The following is a 19,322-nucleotide window of genomic DNA, read 5'->3' on the forward strand; positions in this document are numbered from 1 at the left end:
CCACAAATGTTATGGGTGTGGTCATCTGTAACTTGATTTAACACAGTCGCGGGTATATACACGCATCATGCTTCCTTCTCAGTGTTTGTGCACCAATCTGCGTCGCGCCGCGCGTGGCGTCAGCAGGCATTACGACGGCGCTCTCGACGGCTTCGGGATCAACGTTGCCCAGTATTCTCTGCTGTGCAATCTGCAGCGCCTGGAGCAGCCGAGCATTTCCGAACTCGCCGAGGCCATGGGCCTGGATCGCAGCACGCTCGGGCGCAATTTGCGCGTGCTCGAGGGCGAAGGTCTGGTGGCGCTGGCCGAAGGCGAGGACATGCGCAACCGCATCGTGCGTCTCACCGAAACCGGTGTGCAGCGCCTGGCGGCGGCATTGCCAGCGTGGGAAGCGGCGCAACAGCGGCTGATTGACCGTCTCGGTGTCGAGAAGCGCGAAACCTTGCTCAAACTGCTCGACGAACTGGCTTGACGCCAGTTTGCTCGAGCCCAAGCGGGTATATACCCGCGACCGGAGAACAATAATGACAACGATGTGGCGTACGTGCGGTTGGGTGTTGCTGGGGAGTGCGCTGATCCTGGCGTTGTCATTGGGTGTGCGCCATGGATTTGGTCTGTTCCTGTCGCCAATGAGCGCGCAATTCGGCTGGGGGCGCGAAGTCTTTGCCTTTGCCATCGCCCTGCAAAACCTGATCTGGGGCCTGGCGCAACCGTTTACCGGCGCGCTGGCCGACCGCTTCGGTGCGGCGAAAGTGGTGCTGATTGGCGGTGTGCTGTATGCGCTGGGCCTGGTCTGCATGGGGCTGGCCGATTCGCCGCTGAGCCTGTCATTGAGCGCCGGCCTGTTGATCGGCATCGGTTTGTCCGGCACTTCGTTCTCGGTGATCCTCGGCGTGGTCGGCCGCGCCGTGCCTGCCGACAAACGCAGCATGGGCATGGGCATAGCCAGTGCCGCCGGTTCGTTCGGCCAGTTCGCCATGCTGCCGGGTACTCTCGGGTTGATCGGTTGGCTCGGCTGGTCGGCGGCGCTGTTGGTGTTGGGCCTGCTGGTGGCGATGATCGTGCCGCTGGTGAGCATGCTCAAGGACAAGCCGCTGCCGGTGCTTGGCCATGAACAGACTCTTTCCGAAGCGCTGCGCGAAGCTTGCTCGCACTCCGGTTTCTGGCTGCTGGCGTTCGGCTTTTTTGTCTGCGGTTTTCAGGTGGTGTTCATTGGCGTGCACTTGCCAGCGTATCTGGTCGATCAGCATCTGCCGGCGAGCGTCGGCACCACGGTGCTGGCGTTGATCGGGTTGTTCAACATCTTCGGTACTTATACCGCCGGCTGGCTCGGCGGGCGCATGTCCAAACCGCGCCTGCTGACTGCCTTGTATCTGTTGCGCGCAGTGGTGATCGTGCTGTTCCTGTGGTTGCCGGTGACGACCACGTCGGCGTATCTGTTCGGCATGGCCATGGGGTTCCTGTGGCTCTCGACGGTGCCGCTGACCAACGGTACGGTGGCAACCTTGTTCGGCGTGCGCAATTTGTCCATGCTCGGTGGCATCGTCTTTCTTTTCCATCAGCTCGGCTCGTTCCTGGGGGGCTGGCTGGGCGGGGTTGTGTACGACCGGACCGGGAGTTATGAATTGATCTGGCAAGTAGCGGTTGTCTTGAGCCTGCTGGCGGCAGCGCTGAACTGGCCGGTGCGCGAGCGTCCGGTGGCGCGGCTGCAAGCTGCGGCGAGCGCAGCATGAGCCGGATCGGCACGCGGTTCGCCATTGCCGCACTGGCGGCGGCGCTGCTGGCGCTGGTGTGGTGGGGCTGGCAGCGCGGCGGTCTGGCGCTGATGCAGTTGGGCATGAGCATTTGCTAGATGGCAGCGTGGCGAGTAACGTCGAAACCTTGATGACTGCCTAAGGATTTCGACATGTTGATGCGCTGGTGTGCTGTTCCCGCGTTGCTGATGGCGTTGACTGGTCTGGCTCAGGCTGGCGAATGTCCGGAGCTGCTGCAAGGCTCGCTGCCGAAGTTGCGCGCCAGGGAATCCATCGATCTGTGCAAGCAGTACGCCGACAAGCCACTGGTGGTAGTCAATACCGCCAGCTTCTGCGGTTTCGCCCCGCAGTTCGAAGGACTTGAAGCGCTGAACAAACGCTACAAGGCGCAAGGGCTGGAAATGCTTGGCGTGCCGTCGAATGACTTCAAGCAGGAGTCCAAGGATAGCGTGGAAACGGCCAAGGTCTGCTACGCCAACTACGGCGTGACCTTCAACATGACCGAGCCGCAGAAAGTTCGCGGCGACGACGCCACCCATCTGTTCCAGGTGCTGGCCGCGCAAAGCAATGCGCCGAAGTGGAATTTCTACAAGTACGTGGTCGACCGGCAGGGCAAGGTGGTGGCGAATTTTTCCAGTTTGACCAAACCGGATGACCCCGAGTTTATCGCCGCGATCGAGAAGGCAATCGCGTCGAAACCGCTGAAGCCCTGACGCCTTGTGATGATCCTGCACGTTGTACGGATTTCAGGCATGAAAAAGCCCCGCCTCTGCGAAGAGAGCGGGGCTTTTTTGGAGGCGAGGGGTTAACCTCGCCAAGGTGCATCAGAAGCGGTAAGTCGCGCCGACACCGAAGCCGTTTGCCGAGTTTTCATACTTGGCATCGTAGGTCTGGCCACGGTTGTTTTCGTTGCGAATGTTGACCGACTCTTCTTTCAGGTACGAGTACGCGACGTCGATGGTCAGGTCGTCGGTCGGGCTCCAGCCGGCACCGATACTGAAGATGGTGCGGTCGCCAGTCGGGATGCGCGGCGAGCGGTCTTCGTTATTGGTTGGCGACTGGTCGAAGGTCAGACCGGTACGCAGTACCCATTCCTTGTTCAGCTGATACGAGGTACCCACGGCGTAGGCCCACGAGTCATGCCAGTTCTGATCTTCATTGATCGTACCGAACTGACTGGCAAGCAGAGGCTGCACACCGGAGTTCTTCACGGTGATCTTGTCCAGCTGGCTCCAGCGGGTCCAGGTGGTACCGGCGTAGACATTCCAGCGATCGTTGATCGCCTGAGTGACCGACAGGTCCACGGATTCCGGCGTGGTGATCTTCAGCGAAGCGTCGTACTTCTGACTGGCGCCAACGCCCACGAGCGCCAGCGCGTTGTAATTGACCTTGGTGTTGCCTTCGAGCTTGTAGTCGACTTTTGAGTGATAAGTCAGGCCCACACGCGTGGTGTCGGTGGCCTGGACCAGCAAGCCGACGTTATAGCCCAGCGCGGTGTCGTCACCCTTGATCTTGACCTTGCCATCCGGCAGTGCCTGGGTAATCGACAGGTTGGATTCCAGCGAGCCGTCGATGCGGTTGATGGTGGGGCCGAAACCGATCGATACCTTGTCGTTGAAGGCGTAGCTGACGGTCGGCTGGAAGGTGATGACCTGCACTTCGGATTTGCTGCCGAAGTAACGGCCGGCGAAGCCGTTTTCATAATCCGTGATCAGGCCAAACGGTACATACACGCCGAGACCGAATGCCCAGTGATCATCGATCGGTTTTACATAAAAGCCCATTGGTACGGCGGTGAGGGGCACCATGTCGCCCTTGTTGCTGCCGCCATTAGGGCTGGAGCTGGTATCGCTGATATCGGTATGCGCGTCGACCAGGGCGACGCCGCCGGTGACCTGTTCGCGCTTGATGCGCGCCATGCCGGCCGGGTTGCCATAAACAGTGCTTGCGTCGTCGGCAGAAGAAGATCGCCCGGCAAAACCAGTCCCCATCCCACTGATGCTTTGTTCGTTGAGGGCAAAACCTGCCGCGAAGATGTGTGTGGAGGCAAGGGTAACGGCGAGGCTAAGGGTGGTTTTGAGCATGACTTTTTTCATTATTAGAACTCCTGGTGATCACCGGGGCGAAAATTACCAACATTTTCGTCCCAGCGCTATAGCCTGAATGCCTTGAGTTAGAGCGGTTTTGTAGGACAATCCGACCAAAATGCCGGCCTGATGCGAGAACTTTTGAAACCGCCCGGTCAGCAAGCGACCTGATTCAGCGGTGAAACACAGGTTTGCCAGGCATAGGTGAAGTCGCGCAAACGGCCTTGCGGCTGGAAGGTCTGGCGCCAGATGCGCGCCATGCCGAGCAGGTCGGTCGGCGCGGGGAGGGTGGGGTTCTGTTCTTCCACCAGCAGCCAGGCGATGGCAGTGGCGTAACGCAGGTTGACGGTCAGTTCCAGATGCGGGCCGCTGAGAAACGCATGCTGGCTGGCGAGGCCGCGCACCAGGCTGGCGCGCTCCGGATCGAGCGCCAGGTAATCATCCCAAAGCGCCTGGTGGCGATGCTCGGCGATTCGGTAGAGGCCGTGGCCACGGCGGTCATGCAGGGCAGAGCCTAGGGCGGATTGGCTGGCAGCGATACCCAGCAGCAGGGATTCGGCGGTTGCGCAGTGGCGTCCCAGATAGATCAATGTGGGACGGATCACATAGCGGCACAGTTCGCTGGCAGCGATACCCATAACACCCTCGGTTCTTGTTGTTGGGGGCGAGTCCTGAAGGGGGCTTTGGCAGCAGTGGATCGACTCAGGCTCGCCGCAAGCGGGTCACGCCGCTTGAGTTGAAGTGTAGTGTCATATTCAGCGTGTAAAGGTTTGTTTTTAAAATATTTGTGCCATGGCTTTCCTGGCGTTAGATCGGAACATGCTTAGAAGCGCAGCGCTAACAGTGAAATATTAGGCAATAAAAAGCCCCGCTTTGCAGCAGGGCTTTGCTTTTGCAGCCTGTCCGGCTTTCAGGCAACCAGTGCCTGACGTGTACGCTCGATCACCGCCTGCAGCGGTTCGGCGCTGGAGTATTGATCGGGGTACAAACGCTCGCTGTGACGAGCAATGCCGTGTTCATTGACCACGGTGAAGCTGAAGCAGCCTTTGCGAGCGGCCATGATCAGGCAGTTCATTGGAGCAAAAGCGTTGGTTAGGGTGCGAATGGCATCCTGAGTCTGGATTTGAGTAGACATAGTTATTAGGTGTTCCTACAAATGACACGGATAAGACCGTGCAACGTTAAAACGTTCCAGTAACGTTGATCACCATTGATCAAACGAAGAACCCGACTGGAACAAAGCAGCCAGTTTGAAGCGCTGATAAATGAGCGCGCTTGGGCTGGCAGGTAGGTACTTAGGAGGACAGGCATCACAGCGAGGGCAAAGGTTCTGGGCCCGGGGTGAAGATCCTGATCAATTTGCAGGTTGGTTCGGTCAGAGTAAGTGGTCTTCGCAACGCCCTTTGCTTTCATTCAAAGGCGGCGTTGTCGCAAGATTTACCTGGAAACCATCGAGGGGTCGTTCTCGCTTTTTTCGGCACTGGCTTCCTGTTGGAAGTTGACCGTGGGAGATGTTCGACCGGAATTGACTTTCAGCTTGGTACTAACGCCGCGGATAGTAACGGATCCTTTCTGGCGAAGCAAACTCCAGCTCAAAAAAAGGACGAATGGCCGTGTTCGGGTTTGACCATCCGTCGGCGCCCACGTTTTCATAAGCGCTCTTGACCTTTGATAACCGAGCAAAGCGACTCGAAAAAGCGCGTGCATATAACCGGCTCACAGGTACTTGTGCACATTGGTTGCGCAGAGCGTAACGCAACTGTCACATCAATCCTGACTCCAGCCGCTGCCTGTATGAAAAGTTTAAGTCAATGAAAAATATCGCCTTTTTTTGTTGGTGAAAAAATCGTCAGTTTGACTGCGAGCCCCATTCCATAAGGCTTTGCGAGGATTGGAAGGCGGTTGTCCACTGACTTATCCACAGCTTCTGTGGATTGTCCCTAGCGCTTGCTCTAGGACGGGCGTGCCGGGTTTTTTTCGACTTTACCTGTAAGAAAAAGAGAGTAAAGTGGCGCGCCTTCCGATCTGTCCCGCAGTGCTTTATGAAGTTTCGCTCAGTATCAGACTCTGTCACCTCCAACCCGTCCTCCGTTACCGCCCCCAAGCGTTTTTCCGTGCGCGTGGCTGAATGGCTGCTCGATGCGCCGCGCCTGAGCGACAGCCCGAGCGCCAAGCATCTTGCCGGGCGCCTGCTTAAACAACCGGCCCGGGAAGGCGTTGTCGCCGCGCAAAGCCGCCTCGGCCAGTTGATTTGTCGTGAATGCGGTAACGCCCGTGACCGCCGTATCGGTCAGGAGTTGTTGCGTCAGGCGGCCCGCGCCGGTGACCGACGCGCGCAGCAGGAACTCGGTCTGATCGAAGACTGAGCTGTCCAAGGCCTGACACCTTGGTTAACCTTCAGGCTTTATCCGATTGGCAGGAGTCGCTATGGCTATGGACTTGACCAGCGCATTGCTTGGTCTTGCGGCAGCAGGGTTGCCGCTGCTGGCGCTGGCCTGGCAACTGCAACGCCGGGCCAGCAGCGGCCAGGCCGATCTGGCCTTGCTCGAAGAGCGCCTGGCCATGGCGCAACTGGCCCAGGACGGCCTCACCGCGCAGCTTGAAGCGAGCCGCGATGAAATTGCCGACCTCGGCCAGGCCAACGCTGCCAAGCAGGCAGACCTTGCCGCCCTGCGGCGCGAAGTCGAATTGCTGCAGATCGAGCGTGATGACGCCCGCGATGCTTCCCACGCGTGGAACCTCGAACGCGCCAACAAGGACGCTGAGTTGCGCCGTCTTGATGCTCACGCGGCATCGCTCAGCGCCGAACTGCGTGAGCAACAGGAAAGCCATCAACAACGCCTGAACGATCTGCAGGGCTCGCGCGATGAGTTGCGTGCACAGTTCGCCGAACTGGCCGGCAAGATCTTCGATGACCGCGAGCAGCGCTTTGCCGAAACCAGCCAACAACGGCTCGGACAGTTGCTCGATCCGTTGAAAGAGCGCATCCAGTCCTTTGAAAAACGCGTGGAAGAAAGCTATCAGGCTGAAGCCCGCGAGCGTTTCTCGCTGGCCAAGGAGCTGGAGCGTTTGCAGGCGTTGAATCTGCGTTTGAGCGACGAAGCGACCAATCTGACCCGCGCGCTCAAGGGTCAGAAAACCCAGGGCAATTGGGGCGAACTTATCCTCGAGCGCGTTCTTGAGCACGCTGGTCTGGAAAAGGGTCGCGAGTACCAGACGCAGGTCAATCTCAAAGGCCCGGACGGCGAGCGCTTCCAGCCCGATGTGATCATTTACCTGCCCGGCGACAAGCAGGTGGTGGTCGATTCGAAGGTCAGCCTCACCGCTTATCAACAATATGTTGCGGCAGATGACGACACCCTCGGGCAGATCGCAATCAAACAGCACGTGCTGTCGCTGCGCAATCACGTCAAAGGCCTGGCCGGTAAGGATTACAAACGTCTGGAAGGCTTGCACAGCCTGGATTTCGTTTTGCTGTTCGTACCGATTGAGGCAGCATTTTCCGCGGCGTTACAGGCTGAACCGTCGCTGTTTCAGGAAGCTTTTGACCGCAACATCGTGATTGTCAGCCCGACCACGTTGCTGGCCACGCTGCGGGTGATCGACAGTCTGTGGAAGCAGGAGCGGCAGAGCCAGAACGCCCGGGAAATCGCCGAGCGCGCGGGCTGGCTGTACGACAAGTTCGTGTTGTTTATTCAGGATCTGGACGAAGTGGGCAATCGTCTGCAGCAACTGGACAAGGCTTACAGCTCAGCGCGTAACAAGCTCACAGAAGGGCGCGGCAATCTGGTCAGTCGTAGTGAGCAATTGAAGTTGCTCGGTGCGCGGGCGAGCAAGAGCTTGCCGGCGGATCTGCTGGAGCGGGCGATGACGGATGTTGATGGGTTGGTTGAGTTGCCTGAGTAAAATTCCCAGGCTCGTTTTTTTCTGGCTGATTGGGGGCATATCCGTTGCTGCGGTCGTGGCCGCTGGCGGTTTCGCCTGACGGCGACTTACTTTTTTACAAGCGCCCGGAATGCCGGCCCCAAAAAAATAAGCAAAAAACGCTAGCTCCTACGTTCGGCCCTCGCAGGCTCGGGTTCCTTCGCTCCGGGACTGATCCGGGCGCAGCGGCTACGGTTTGCTTCGCTGCACCTATTTGCGCTGTGTCTGGCTGCGCCAGACGGTCGCTGCGCTCCCACGCCCGGATCAATCCCTCCACTCAGCCTTCCGACGTCGCCGGTGAATCAAGATCAAAAGCACTCGAGCTTGCGCTCATTGTGTAGGAGCTGCCGAAGGCTGCGATCTTTTGCTTTTGCTTTTGCTTTTCTGTGGGAGCGAGCCTGCTCGCGAAGGCGTCTGCAAGAGCACCCTCTACAGCGGCAAATACCGACTCAACAGTGCCCGCAACGCCGCCGGCTTCACCGGTTTGGCCAGATAATCCAGTCCCGCCGCGTGCACCTGGGCCACGGTCTCCGGGCGCCCATCTGCGCTGATGACCACGCCGGGCACCGGTTCGCCCAGCCGCGTGCGCAACCACGCCATCAGCTCTGTGCCAGTGTCGCCGTGGTCGAGGTGATAGTCGACCAGCGCCAGTTGCGGCCGCACGCCTTCAGCCAGTATCGCCGCGCATTCTTCGCGGTTGCGCGCCGTCCACACCTGGCAGCCCCAGCGACTCAACAGGCTGTTCATGCCGATCAGAATGCTGTCTTCGTTATCGATGCACAGCACCTGCGCGCCGCTGAGCAGTTTGCCGTTTAGTTCCACGGTGGCACTTGCCGGAGGCGTTTGCGTACGGGCAATGGGCACCGTCACGCTGAACACACTGCCGCGCCCCGGCCATGAGCGAACGCGCAAGGTATGTCCGAGCACGCGGCACAAGCCGTCGGCGATCGCCAGCCCCAGACCCAGGCCCTTCTCGGCGCGGGTCTGGTGGCTGTCGAGGCGTTTGAATTCTTCGAAAATCACCTGCTGCTTGTCTTCCGGAATACCCGGGCCGCGATCCCAGACTTCCAGACACAATTCGTCGTCACGCCGGCGCACGCCCAGCAGCACCGGGCCTTTGGCGTAGCGGAACGCGTTGGTGAGGAAGTTCTGCAAAATCCGCCGCAGCAGCTTGATGTCGCTGTCGATGCGCAATTGGCTACCCCGCACGCGGAACGTCAGTTTCTGCTCCTGCGCCAGCGCTTTGAACTCGGCACCGAGGGTGTCAAACAGCTCATTGACGGCGAACGCTTTGCGATCAGGGTTGATCTTGCCGTTTTCCAGGCGCGAGATGTCCAGCAGATCGCTGATCAGGTCTTCCGCCGAACGCAGTGAGCTGTCGAGGTGTTGCACCAACTGCTGCGCCTCTGCGCTCAAGCCTTCGTTTTGATGGGAGAGGGCGGCGGAGAACAGACGCGCGGCGTTCAGCGGCTGCATCAAGTCATGGCTGACGGCGGCGAGGAAGCGGGTTTTCGACTGGTTGGCCGCCTCGGCGTTGCCCTTGGCTTCGGTGAGTGCGACGTTGAGTTGCGACAGTTCCTGGGTGCGCTCGCTGACCCGTTGTTCCAGCCCTTCGTTGGCCTCGGTCAGCGCCTGTTCGGCTTCGCGGAACGCGGTAATGTCGGTGAAACTCATGACGAAACCGCCGCCGGGCATCGGGTTGCCGATCAGTTCGATCACTCGACCATTGGGGAACAGCCGTTCGGAAGTGTGCGCACGGCCCTGACGCATCCAGTGCAGACGCCGGGCAACGTGCACTTCCGCTTCGCCGGGGCCGCACAAACCGCGTTCGGCGTTGTAGCGAATGATGTCGGCAATCGGCCTTCCGACGCTGATCAGGCCGTCGGGGTAGTTGAACAGCTCCAGATAACGCCGGTTCCACGCCACCAGTTTCAGCGATTGGTCGACCACGCTGATGCCTTGCGTGATGTTTTCGATCGCGCCTTGCAGCAGTGCGCGGTTGAATTGCAGCACTTCCGAGGCTTCGTCAGCGATTCGGACTACGTCCTCCAGCTGCATTTCCCGGCCTTCGATGGCGGCCTTTACTACGGCGCGCGTCGAAGAAGCGCCAAGAACACCGGCGAGCAAGCGTTCGGTGTGGGCAATCCATTCGCTGTCGGCGTTCTGGTTGGGGTTGAAGCCTTTGCCCTGGCGGTAAGCGAAACGAATGAAGCTTTGCCGCGCACGTTCTTCGCCGACAAATCGTGCCGCCAGTTGCAGCAGATCGTCGATCTGCACTGCCAGCATCGAACGAGCATTAGGACGCTCGCTGATTTCCTGGCCGATAAAGCGCCCGGCCTGCCAATGTTCCGAAACCCGCGTGCGCGACAGCACCGAGACCCAGGCAAATAACGTGAAATTACCAGCCAGCGACAACACCACGCCTTGGGTCAACGGTGTGATCGGCAGGTTCAGCGGATTGCTGTGCAGCCACGCCAACCCCGGGAAACTCGTCAGCGACCAACCGAGACTGTGCGCGGCAATCGGCAATACCAGCGTGTAGAACCAGAGGAAAGTGCCAGTGGCCAGACCGGCGAACACGCCACGGCGATTTGCCTGTTTCCAGTACAACGCGCCGAGCATCGCCGGTGCCAGTTGCGTCACCGCCGCGAAGGCAATCTGGCCAATGGTCGCCAGGCTCGCGGTCGAGCCAAGCAAGCGATAACTGACGTAGGCCAGCAGCAGGATCACCACGATGCTCACCCGGCGCACCGAGAGCATCCACTGGCGGAACACTTCGAACGGGCGCTCGGCGTTATTACGACGCAGCAGCCACGGCAACAGCATGTCGTTGGAAACCATGGTCGACAGCGCAACGCTGGCGACAATCACCATGCCGGTCGCTGCCGATGCGCCACCGATAAACGCCAGCATCGCCAGCGCCGGATGGGCCTGGGCCAGCGGCAGGCTGATCACGAACGAGTCGGGTAGCACGTGGCTGGGCAGCATCATCTGACCGGCGAGAGCGATCGGGACGACAAACAGTGCGGCCAGAGCCAGGTAGGCCGGGAACACCCATTTCGCCAAGCGCAGATCCTGCGGATCAATGTTCTCCACCACGGTGACGTGAAATTGCCGAGGCAGGCAGATGATCGCCATCATCGCCACGCCGGTCTGCACCACCATCGACGGCCAGTTGATGGTTTCTTTCCAATAGGCTTCAAGGCGCGGGGCGAGCATCGCCTGATTGAACAGGTCGTCGAAACCGTCATACAGGCCGTACGTGACGAAGGCGCCGACGGCGAGAAAGGCGAACAGCTTGACCAGCGATTCGAAAGCGATCGCCAGCACCATGCCTCGGTGGTGTTCGGTGGCGTCGAGGTTGCGCGTGCCGAAAACGATGGTGAACAACGCCAGCACCAGCGACACGATCAGCGCGGTGTCCTGAGCGCGAGTGCCCATGGCATCGGCGCCGGCGCCGATCAACAGGTTCACGCCGAGGACGATGCCTTTGAGCTGCAAGGCAATATAAGGCAACACGCCAACCAGGCAGATCAGCGCCACGACCACCGCCAGCGATTGCGATTTGCCGTAGCGCGCGGCGATGAAGTCGGCGATGGAGGTGATGTTCTCCTGTTTGCTGATCATCACCATTTTCTGCAGGACCCACGGCGCGCCGACCAGCAGCAGGATCGGCCCGAGGTAGATCGGCAGGAATGACCACAGTTGTTCCGCCGCCTGACCGACCGCGCCGAAGAATGTCCAACTGGTGCAGTAAACGGCCAGCGACAGGCTGTATACCCAGGCACGCACGCGCGGCGGCAATGGTGTGCTGCGACGGTCGCCGTAGAAGGCGATAGCGAACATGATGGCCATGTAGGCCAGGGCAACGACGGCGATCAGCCCGGTGGACAACGACATGCAGCACTCCCGACAAAAGACGCCGGGCACTCCTGCCCGGGCGGACAGTCTCGCATGCGAGAGGCGGTTAGTCAGTGTCGACCAAGGTCGTGGCGTGGCGGGGTGTCGCAGGCATGGATCGTTGCGTTTGTGCGTTGACACTGCCCGGGCGCAATCGTGTAGGAGCTGCGGCACGCTGCGATATTTTGATGTTGATGTGTGCCAGTGCAAGCGCGCTCAACCTTGTGGCGGGTGTTGCCATTGAACACTGCAACCTGGGCGCTCGGTGGTTTTTACGCCTCGCTGGCGCCTTCGTTGGTCCGCACGGCCACTGGCTCGACATCCAATCTGATCGGTGGCGCGACCGTCGCGACGCTGACCGTGACCGGGGCGCTGATGATCTTCACGATGCGCAAGCGTCCGGCCAATCAGGCGTTGCGCTTGGGTGCAGGTTTGCTGCCGGTCGGGCTGATTCTGATTCTGCTCGGCGTGCATGGCGCCAGTCTGTCGCTGTTTTTCTTCGGCACGCTGATCGCCGGTTGTGGCTTCGGTTCGGGCTTCCTCGGTGCGGTACGCAGCCTGGTGCCATTGGCTTTGCCGCATGAACGGGCCGGGTTGATGTCGGCTTATTACGTGCTCAGTTATCTGGCGTTCTGTCTGCCGGCGTTGCTTGCCGGACACATTGCGCGCAGCTTCGGGTTGCTGGCGACCACCGACGGTTACGGGGCCGTGCTGATCGTGCTGGCCGTGGCCGCGCTGCTGCTCAGTCTGCGTCCACAGGTGTGTAACGTGTGTCGCGCTCCTTAAACGCCGCTGTTTCGGTTAGCCTTGGCCGACTTCTTTCACGGATCGACTCATGAAGATTATCCGCAGCAGATCGTTCACCGCCGAGCGTGCCTGGGGGGCACTAAACATTGCCAACATGAACGGCATCACCACGCGCTTGCACTGGACGGATCAACCGTACAATTGGCACGTCAACGACGGCGAGGAAGTGTTCGTGGTGCTCGATGGCCAAGTGCAGATGCATTTCCGTGAGGAGGGCGAGGTGAAACAAGCGCTGCTGAACGTCGGGGACATTTTTTACGCGTCGGTCGGCACCGAGCATGTCGCCCATCCACAAGGCGTCGCGCGGATTTTAGTGATCGAGTCGGTCGGCAGCGTGTAGGTGCTTATCTACAAAACAGATAACAGTTAGAGATATTACCCGTTATATCGATATTCGATTCGGATCTACCATGGACTCAACCTCTCCAGAGGACAGGAGTTTATGATGATCTGCCCCAATAGCGTTACCCCCGGCTACAAACCTTTCAGCCATCTTCAGCATCCGCGTGAAGTGATTCGTCAGTTCACGCCGAACTGGTTTGCCGCAACCATGGGCACCGGTGTGCTGGCATTGGCGCTGGCGCAATTGCCGCTGGCCATTCCCGGACTCCACGCCGTGGCCGAAGGGCTGTGGCTGTTCAACATTCTTTTGTTCACGCTGTTTACGGCTGCCTACGCCGCGCGCTGGATCATGTTTTTCGATGAGGCGCGGCGGATTTTCGGCCATTCCACCGTGTCGATGTTCTTTGGCACCATTCCCATGGGCCTGGCGACGATCATCAACGGCTTTCTGCTGTTTGGGCTGCCGCGCTGGGGCGACGGTGTCATTGAGCTCGTAGAAGTGTTGTGGTGGATCGATGTGGCGATGTCGCTGGCCTGTGGCGTGCTGATTCCGTACATGATGTTTACCCGCCAGGAACACAGCATCGATCAGATGACCGCAGTCTGGTTGCTGCCGGTAGTCGCGGCGGAAGTGGCAGCGGCCAGCGGCGGTTTGCTCGCCCCTCACCTGAATGACGCCCATGCGCAACTCATCGTGCTGACCACCAGCTACGTGCTCTGGGCCTTTTCCCTGCCGGTAGCGTTCAGCATTCTGACCATCCTGTTGTTGCGCATGGCGTTGCACAAGCTGCCCCACGAAAACATGGCGGCGTCGAGCTGGCTGGCGCTGGGTCCGATCGGCACCGGCGCGTTGGGCATGTTGCTTTTGGGCGGTGAGGCACCAGCGATTTTTGCCGCGAATGGCCTGCCCGGCGTCGGCGAAATCGCATCGGGTCTGGGACTGGTGGCAGGGATTACGCTGTGGGGTTTTGGTTTGTGGTGGATGTTGATGGCGCTGCTGATCACCCTGCGTTATCTGCGTGACGGCATTCCGTTCAACCTCGGCTGGTGGGGCTTCACCTTTCCGCTGGGCGTGTATTCGCTGGCGACGTTGAAACTGGCGAGCATTCTCAACCTGACGTTTTTCAGTGTATTCGGTACGGCGCTGGTGTTTCTGTTGGCGGCGATGTGGATGATCGTCGGCAAGCGCACCGTGCAAGGTGCGTGGCGGGGCGAGCTGTTTGTCTCGCCGTGTATCGCAGGTTTGAAGAAATAAACCGCAAAGTTTAGGTAAGGTGTGGCCTGGATCGTGGTGCGCAACTCCAATAACAAGCACCCCAGGCCTCACTACTCAACATCAGGAAACACGGAAGATGAGTCACCCCTCACAGTTCAACCTGTTGCGCACCCGGCGCTTTTTGCCCTTCTTTATTACCCAGTCGCTCGGCGCGTTTAATGACAACGTGTTCAAGCAGTCGTTGATCCTCGCGATTCTCTATCGGCTGACCATCGAAGGCGACCGTTCGATCTGGGTCAACCTCTGCGCATTGCTGTTTATCCTGCCGTTCTTTCTGTTCTCGGCGCTGGCCGGGCAGTTCGGGGAAAAATTCGCCAAGGACGCGCTGATCCGTCTGATCAAACTCGCAGAAATTGCCATCATGGCCGTAGGAGCCGTTGGATTTCTCTTCGATCATTTGTCGCTGATGCTGGTGGCGCTGTTCGCCATGGGCACCCATTCGGCGCTGTTCGGTCCGGTGAAGTACTCAATCCTGCCGCAGGCTTTGCGCGATGACGAACTGGTCGGCGGTAACGGACTGGTGGAAATGGGCACGTTTCTGGCGATTCTCGCCGGGACCATCGGCGCCGGGGTCATGATGTCGTCCGAGCACTACGCGCCGGTAGTCTCCGCAGCAATTGTCGGTATTGCCGTGCTGGGTTATCTGGCCAGCCGCAGCATTCCGCGCGCGGCGGCCTCGTCGCCGCAAATGCGCCTGAACTGGAATATATTCAGCCAATCGTGGGCGACGCTGAAACTCGGTCTGGGCCAGACGCCTGCGGTGTCGCGCTCGATTGTCGGCAACTCATGGTTCTGGTTCGTCGGGGCGATTTATCTGACGCAGATTCCGGCTTACGCCAAGGAATGGATGCACGGCGACGAAACCGTGGTCACGCTGATTCTGACGGTGTTCTCGGTAGGCATCGCCTTGGGTTCGATGCTCTGCGAGAAGCTCTCGGGGCGCAAAGTCGAGATCGGTCTGGTGCCGTTCGGCTCGTTCGGCCTGACCGTGTTTGGCCTGTTGCTGTGGTGGCATTCCGGGGGGATCCCGGACAGCGTCACCGGCCATAGCTGGACCGCCGTGTTGGGCTTCGTTCACACCTGGGCGGTATTGATCGACATTCTTGGCCTGGGCATTTTCGGCGGCTTTTATATTGTGCCGCTGTACGCGCTGATCCAGTCGCGCACGGCTGAAAACGAACGGGCGCGGGTGATTGCCGCCAATAACATACTCAACGCGCTGTTTATGGTGGTGTCGGCGATCGTTTCGATCGTTTTGTTGAGCGTCGCCAAACTGTCGATCCCGCAATTATTCCTGGTGGTTTCGCTGCTGAACATTGGCGTCAATGCCTACATCTTCAAAATCGTTCCGGAATTCAGCATGCGCTTCATGATCTGGCTGCTCAGCCATTCCATGTACCGCGTCGAGCATCGCAACCTCGAAGCAATTCCGGAAGAGGGCGCTGCGCTGCTGGTTTGCAACCACGTGTCGTTCGTTGATGCCTTGCTGATCGGCGGCGCGGTGCGTAGGCCGATTCGCTTTGTCATGTACTACAAGATCTACAACCTGCCGGTGCTGAACTTTATCTTCCGCACGGCCGGCGCGATTCCTATCGCCGGACGCCAGGAAGATATCCAGATCTACGAAAAAGCCTTCACGCGCATTGCCCAATATCTGAAGGACGGCGAATTGGTGTGCATCTTCCCGGAAGGCAAATTGACCGCCGATGGCGAGATCAATGAGTTTCGCGGCGGCGTGACACGGATTCTGGAGGAGACGCCGGTGCCGGTGATTCCGCTGGCGTTGCAGGGGCTGTGGGGGAGTTTCTTCAGTCGCGATCCGAACAAGGGCTTGTTCCACCGCTTGTGGTCGCGGGTAACGCTGGTGGCCGGGCCGGCTGTGACCGAAGGGACGGAGCCGGCGAAGTTGCAGGGGTTGGTGGGGGAATTGCGCGGGTGCGTTAGATAAGCGGCGATTTCAAGGGCCTCTTCGCGAGCAGGCCCGCGCCCACAGTTGACCGTATTCCAGTGACGGAGCGCGGATGAATGTGGGAGCGGGCCTGCTCGCGAAGACGGTAGTGGCTTAAGCGCTGACCTTGAGCCCGATCAACCCGGTAACGATCAACGCCACACTGACCAGCCGAATCAATGCCATCGACTCGCCAAACAGAATGATCCCGGCGATCACCGTTCCGACCGCACCGACACCGGTCCAGATCGCATACGCCGTGCCCAATGGCAACTCCTTCATCGCCAGGCCCAGCAAACCCAGGCTGATGGCCATGGCGGCAACGGTCAGGGCGGTGGGGAGCGGGCGGGTGAAGCCGTCTGTGTATTTCAGGCCGACGGCCCAGCCGACTTCGAACAGGCCGGCGCAAAACAGAATGATCCAGGACATGCATAACCTCCATCGATTGACGGGGTCGTCCCCAGATTAATGACTCGATCGAGCCGCAGGGTCGTCCCCGCGTTGCGCAATATACTGACGAGCATTAACCCGGGGATCAAGTTTCCAGCTCAGTCTGCTGCCCGTTGCGCGAGGTTGTCGCGGTCTTCCTTTTCGCTCATGCGGCGGAAGTACGTCGACAGCAGCGCCCCGGAAATGTTGTGCCAGACGCTGAACAGTGCGCTCGGCACCGCCGCCAGCGGCGAGAAATGTGCACTGGCGAGTGCGGCGCCCAGTCCCGAATTCTGCATGCCGACTTCCAGTGCCAGCGACTTGCGCTGAGCCAGCGGCAGGCCGAACAGGCGCCCGGTAAAGTAGCCAAGCAGATAGCCGAAGCTGTTGTGCAGCATGACCACGGCCATGATCAGCAGGCCGGACTCGGCGATTTTCGCCTGACTCGCGGCCACGACGGCGGTGACGATGATCACGATGCTGACCACTGACACCAACGGCAATACATCTACCGCATGCCGCACCTTGTCGCCGAGCAGGCGCTGCGCGACCACGCCCAGAACGATCGGCAGCAATACCACCTGCAGGATCGACCAGAACAGCTCCAAGAACGATACCGGCAACCACGCCGAGGCCAGCAGCCAGATGAGCGCCGGGGTCAGCAGCGGAGCGAGGAGGGTAGTAACTGCGGCAATCGCCACGGAAAGCGCCAGATCACCGCGCGCCAACCAGGTCATTACGTTCGATGAAGTGCCACTTGGGCAACAGCCGACCAGAATCACGCCGACGGCGATCTCCGGCGGCAGATGGAATACCTGGCAGAGCAACCACGCCACACCGGGCATGATCACGAAATGCGCAACCACCCCCAGCGCCACTCGCCAGGGATGGCGAGCGACGGCAGCGAAGTCGTCGAGCTTGAGGGTAAGCCCCATGCCGAACATCACCAGGCCCAGCAGCGGCACGATCGCGCTTTTCAGGCCGACGAACCATGCCGGTTGCAGGAAAGCCACGACGGCAAATATCAGAACCCAGTAAGCGAAGGTATTGCCGACAAAGCGGCTGAGTGCAGCCAGTGCGCGCATGGCTTGATCCTTGTTATGTGAAAGCGTTAGGAAGCTAAGCATACGTCGCCAACAAAAAGATCGCAGCCTTCGGCAGCGCCTACAGGAGAACTCGTCTCATGCAGGAGCTGCCGAAGGCTGCGATCTTTTAAGCTTTCACACGAAAACGGATCAGATCCCCTGCGGCATCTCTTCCCCACCCAGCGCTTCCACCAGTGCCGGCAGGAAGTCGCCGAAGGTCAGCATCATCAGGGTGAAACTGGCATCCAGCTGACCCAACGCTTCATCGCCACCGTCCTGTTCGGCCTGATCTTGCAGCAGATCCTCGAACTTCAGGCGCTTGACGGTCATCTTGTCGTCGAGCATGAACGACAACTTGTCCTGCCAGGCCAGCGACAACTGCGTGACGACTTTGCCGGTGCTCAGATGCAGCTGGATTTCCTCACTGGTCAGGTCCTGACGCTTGCAACGGACGATGCCGCCGTCTTCGTGGGTGTCGCGCAGTTCGCACTCGTCCAGTACATAGAAATCGTCGGCGGCTTTCTGCGTGGTGACCCACTCGGTCATCACGGCGGTCGGTGCCATTTTCACAGTCAATGGACGCACGGGCAGGGTGCCGATCACTTCGCGCAGGGTCGACAGCAAGTCCTCGGCGCGCTTCGGGCTGGCCGAGTTGACCAGGATCAGGCCCTGTTTCGGCGCGATGGCAGCAAAGGTCGACGAGCGACGAATGAACGCGCGCGGCAGGAAGGCCTGGATGATTTCATCCTTGATCTGATCGCGTTCCTTCTTATAGACCTTGCGCATCTGCTCGGCTTCGATCTCTTCGACCTTTTCCTTGACCGCGTCACGCACGACGCTGCCAGGCAGAATGCGTTCTTCTTTGCGCGCAGAGATCAGCAGGAAATCGCCACTGACGTGTACAAGCGGCGCATCTTCGCCCTTACCGAAGGGTGCGACGAAACCGTAAGTGGTCAACTCCTGGCTTGCACATGGACGCGCCAGTTTGGTGGCCAGTGCAGTCTCCAGCGCCTCGGCATCGACAGGCAGGTCTTGGGTCAGGCGATAGATCAGCAGGTTCTTGAACCACATGGGGTGAGTCACTCCTATATACAAAGGGGGGCATTATTGTCTTCGCCGGGGCATAGGCCAACCCTTCTCTAAGCCTTTGGAAGGCCTCGGAAAATTATTTAAAAAAGTGCTTGCCAGAGGTTGGGGTGCTCCGTAGAATGCGCGCCACACCGAAGCGAAGGGTGATTAGCTCAGCTGGGAGAGCGTCTGCCTTACAAGCAGAATGTCGGCGGTTCGATCCCGTCATCACCCACCATTCGTTTCAAGTGTTTAGCGCAGCGGTAGTTCAGTCGGTTAGAATACCGGCCTGTCACGCCGGGGGTCGCGGGTTCGAGTCCCGTCCGCTGCGCCATATTCGGTAACCTGGACCACTGAACGCCAGGTCGCCACGGAAAAACCCGCTGAAGCGGGTTTTTTTCTGCCTCAAAGTTGTACCCGCGGGACGTAATGGTTTCATCGGTTTCAGATTTTTTTGAAAAATATTCAATTAAATCAACATCTTATGAAAACTTGTGGCATAATGCGTCCCGTAACGAAGCGAAGGGTGATTAGCTCAGCTGGGAGAGCGTCTGCCTTACAAGCAGAATGTCGGCGGTTCGATCCCGTCATCACCCACCATTCGTTTCAAGCGTTTCGCGCAGCGGTAGTTCAGTCGGTTAGAATACCGGCCTGTCACGCCGGGGGTCGCGGGTTCGAGTCCCGTCCGCTGCGCCATATTCG

The 19,322-nt window shown here is 59.4% G+C and carries 16 protein-coding genes, 4 tRNA genes and 1 pseudogene; 14 read left to right on the top strand and 7 right to left on the bottom strand.

From position 1 onward, the window contains the following. Positions 1-67 precede the first annotated feature (67 nt). Genes CXF97_RS12325 through CXF97_RS12335 form a run of 4 tightly spaced genes read left to right on the top strand, consistent with a single transcriptional unit; the run spans position 68 to position 2,467 of the window. On the top strand, positions 68-472 hold the full coding sequence (locus CXF97_RS12325; RefSeq protein ID WP_101158717.1) for a MarR family winged helix-turn-helix transcriptional regulator: 405 nt from the start codon (positions 68-70) through the stop codon (positions 470-472). A 52-nt stretch (positions 473-524) separates the two neighbouring features. Continuing rightward, entirely contained in the window at positions 525-1,733 is a 1,209-nt protein-coding gene (locus CXF97_RS12330; RefSeq protein WP_101158718.1) for an MFS transporter, read from the top strand. Beyond that, positions 1,730-1,852 carry a hypothetical protein gene (locus CXF97_RS28455; protein ID WP_256589799.1) on the top strand — a complete coding sequence of 41 codons (123 nt, stop codon included), beginning with the start codon at positions 1,730-1,732 and terminating at the stop codon, positions 1,850-1,852. Before CXF97_RS12330 ends, CXF97_RS28455 begins: the two co-directional genes overlap by 4 nt. Positions 1,853-1,906: 54 nt before the next feature. Beyond that, a complete protein-coding gene (locus CXF97_RS12335; protein ID WP_101158719.1) occupies positions 1,907-2,467 on the top strand; it encodes a glutathione peroxidase in 561 nt (186 codons plus the stop codon). A gap of 111 nt (positions 2,468-2,578) precedes the next feature. On the opposite strand, the gene CXF97_RS12340 is transcribed toward CXF97_RS12335, so the two are convergent. The 3 genes from CXF97_RS12340 to CXF97_RS12350 form a co-directional block, all read right to left on the bottom strand. Further along, positions 2,579-3,850 carry an OmpP1/FadL family transporter gene (locus CXF97_RS12340; protein ID WP_101158720.1) on the bottom strand — a complete coding sequence of 424 codons (1,272 nt, stop codon included), beginning with the start codon at positions 3,848-3,850 and terminating at the stop codon, positions 2,579-2,581. Between the two features lie 146 nt (positions 3,851-3,996). After that, complete coding sequence (locus CXF97_RS12345) at positions 3,997-4,479, bottom strand: hypothetical protein (RefSeq protein ID WP_024012180.1); 483 nt, start codon at positions 4,477-4,479, stop codon at positions 3,997-3,999. A 272-nt stretch (positions 4,480-4,751) separates the two neighbouring features. After that, a complete protein-coding gene (locus tag CXF97_RS12350; RefSeq protein ID WP_016773719.1) occupies positions 4,752-4,976 on the bottom strand; it encodes a hypothetical protein in 225 nt (74 codons plus the stop codon). A gap of 907 nt (positions 4,977-5,883) precedes the next feature. On the opposite strand from CXF97_RS12350, the gene CXF97_RS12360 reads away from it, so the two are divergent. Further along, positions 5,884-6,207, top strand: a complete 324-nt coding sequence (locus tag CXF97_RS12360; RefSeq protein ID WP_101158721.1) for a hypothetical protein — start codon at positions 5,884-5,886, stop codon at positions 6,205-6,207. 175 nt (positions 6,208-6,382) lie between these two features. Continuing rightward, a complete protein-coding gene (rmuC, locus tag CXF97_RS12365; RefSeq protein WP_178081178.1) occupies positions 6,383-7,747 on the top strand; it encodes a DNA recombination protein RmuC in 1,365 nt (454 codons plus the stop codon). Between the two features lie 447 nt (positions 7,748-8,194). Here rmuC and CXF97_RS12370 read toward each other — a convergent pair whose 3' ends face one another. Further along, a complete protein-coding gene (locus tag CXF97_RS12370; protein ID WP_101158723.1) occupies positions 8,195-11,665 on the bottom strand; it encodes a PAS domain-containing hybrid sensor histidine kinase/response regulator in 3,471 nt (1,156 codons plus the stop codon). A gap of 198 nt (positions 11,666-11,863) precedes the next feature. Between CXF97_RS12370 and CXF97_RS12375 the strand changes: the two are divergent. From CXF97_RS12375 to CXF97_RS12390, 4 genes and pseudogenes are all read left to right on the top strand, one after another. Then, positions 11,864-12,451: pseudogene (locus tag CXF97_RS12375) on the top strand (MFS transporter); the annotation flags it as partial. Between the two features lie 49 nt (positions 12,452-12,500). Beyond that, positions 12,501-12,812 (top strand): cupin, encoded by a 312-nt coding sequence (locus CXF97_RS12380; protein WP_101158724.1) that lies wholly within the window; start codon positions 12,501-12,503, stop codon positions 12,810-12,812. A 105-nt stretch (positions 12,813-12,917) separates the two neighbouring features. Further along, entirely contained in the window at positions 12,918-14,069 is a 1,152-nt protein-coding gene (locus CXF97_RS12385; protein WP_101158725.1) for a TDT family transporter, read from the top strand. A gap of 97 nt (positions 14,070-14,166) precedes the next feature. Then, the gene (locus tag CXF97_RS12390; RefSeq protein ID WP_101158726.1) at positions 14,167-16,038 is read left to right on the top strand and encodes an MFS transporter; all 1,872 of its coding nucleotides are present in this window, start codon (positions 14,167-14,169) and stop codon (positions 16,036-16,038) included. Positions 16,039-16,152: 114 nt separating this feature from the next. Here the strand turns inward: CXF97_RS12390 and sugE are convergent, their stop codons facing one another. The 3 genes from sugE to rdgC form a co-directional block, all read right to left on the bottom strand. Then, positions 16,153-16,467, bottom strand: coding sequence for a quaternary ammonium compound efflux SMR transporter SugE (gene sugE, locus CXF97_RS12395; RefSeq protein ID WP_024012188.1), 315 nt, complete (start codon positions 16,465-16,467; stop codon positions 16,153-16,155). 119 nt (positions 16,468-16,586) lie between these two features. Further along, positions 16,587-17,552, bottom strand: coding sequence for a bile acid:sodium symporter family protein (locus CXF97_RS12400; RefSeq protein WP_101158727.1), 966 nt, complete (start codon positions 17,550-17,552; stop codon positions 16,587-16,589). Between the two features lie 150 nt (positions 17,553-17,702). Beyond that, positions 17,703-18,623 (bottom strand): recombination-associated protein RdgC, encoded by a 921-nt coding sequence (gene rdgC / locus CXF97_RS12405; RefSeq protein ID WP_024012190.1) that lies wholly within the window; start codon positions 18,621-18,623, stop codon positions 17,703-17,705. Positions 18,624-18,782: 159 nt separating this feature from the next. Between rdgC and CXF97_RS12410 the strand changes: the two genes are divergently transcribed. From CXF97_RS12410 to CXF97_RS12425, 4 genes are all read left to right on the top strand, one after another. Continuing rightward, a tRNA-Val gene (locus CXF97_RS12410) sits at positions 18,783-18,858 on the top strand. 19 nt (positions 18,859-18,877) lie between these two features. Continuing rightward, positions 18,878-18,954: transfer RNA gene (locus CXF97_RS12415), tRNA-Asp, on the top strand. 190 nt (positions 18,955-19,144) lie between these two features. After that, positions 19,145-19,220, top strand: a tRNA-Val gene (locus CXF97_RS12420). Positions 19,221-19,239: 19 nt separating this feature from the next. Beyond that, positions 19,240-19,316: transfer RNA gene (locus CXF97_RS12425), tRNA-Asp, on the top strand. Positions 19,317-19,322: the final 6 nt, after the last annotated feature.

Source organism: Pseudomonas sp. Choline-02u-1 (assembly GCF_002836515.1).
Classification (GTDB): Bacteria; Pseudomonadota; Gammaproteobacteria; order Pseudomonadales; family Pseudomonadaceae; genus Aquipseudomonas.

Excerpts from the sequence above, each read along its gene's own strand:
- CXF97_RS12400 (WP_101158727.1), bottom strand. The coding sequence starts at position 17,552 with ATGCGCGCACTGGCTGCACTCAGCCGCTTTGTCGGCAATACCTTCGCT.
- CXF97_RS12370 (WP_101158723.1), bottom strand. The coding sequence starts at position 11,665 with ATGTCGTTGTCCACCGGGCTGATCGCCGTCGTTGCCCTGGCCTACATG.
- CXF97_RS12385 (WP_101158725.1), top strand. The coding sequence starts at position 12,918 with ATGATCTGCCCCAATAGCGTTACCCCCGGCTACAAACCTTTCAGCCAT.
- CXF97_RS12335 (WP_101158719.1), top strand. The coding sequence starts at position 1,907 with ATGTTGATGCGCTGGTGTGCTGTTCCCGCGTTGCTGATGGCGTTGACT.
- CXF97_RS12325 (WP_101158717.1), top strand. The coding sequence starts at position 68 with ATGCTTCCTTCTCAGTGTTTGTGCACCAATCTGCGTCGCGCCGCGCGT.
- rdgC (WP_024012190.1), bottom strand. The coding sequence starts at position 18,623 with ATGTGGTTCAAGAACCTGCTGATCTATCGCCTGACCCAAGACCTGCCT.
- CXF97_RS28455 (WP_256589799.1), top strand. The coding sequence starts at position 1,730 with ATGAGCCGGATCGGCACGCGGTTCGCCATTGCCGCACTGGCGGCGGCG.
- CXF97_RS12390 (WP_101158726.1), top strand. The coding sequence starts at position 14,167 with ATGAGTCACCCCTCACAGTTCAACCTGTTGCGCACCCGGCGCTTTTTG.
- sugE (WP_024012188.1), bottom strand. The coding sequence starts at position 16,467 with ATGTCCTGGATCATTCTGTTTTGCGCCGGCCTGTTCGAAGTCGGCTGG.
- CXF97_RS12360 (WP_101158721.1), top strand. The coding sequence starts at position 5,884 with ATGAAGTTTCGCTCAGTATCAGACTCTGTCACCTCCAACCCGTCCTCC.
- CXF97_RS12340 (WP_101158720.1), bottom strand. The coding sequence starts at position 3,850 with ATGAAAAAAGTCATGCTCAAAACCACCCTTAGCCTCGCCGTTACCCTT.
- CXF97_RS12330 (WP_101158718.1), top strand. The coding sequence starts at position 525 with ATGACAACGATGTGGCGTACGTGCGGTTGGGTGTTGCTGGGGAGTGCG.
- CXF97_RS12345 (WP_024012180.1), bottom strand. The coding sequence starts at position 4,479 with ATGGGTATCGCTGCCAGCGAACTGTGCCGCTATGTGATCCGTCCCACA.
- CXF97_RS12380 (WP_101158724.1), top strand. The coding sequence starts at position 12,501 with ATGAAGATTATCCGCAGCAGATCGTTCACCGCCGAGCGTGCCTGGGGG.
- CXF97_RS12350 (WP_016773719.1), bottom strand. The coding sequence starts at position 4,976 with ATGTCTACTCAAATCCAGACTCAGGATGCCATTCGCACCCTAACCAAC.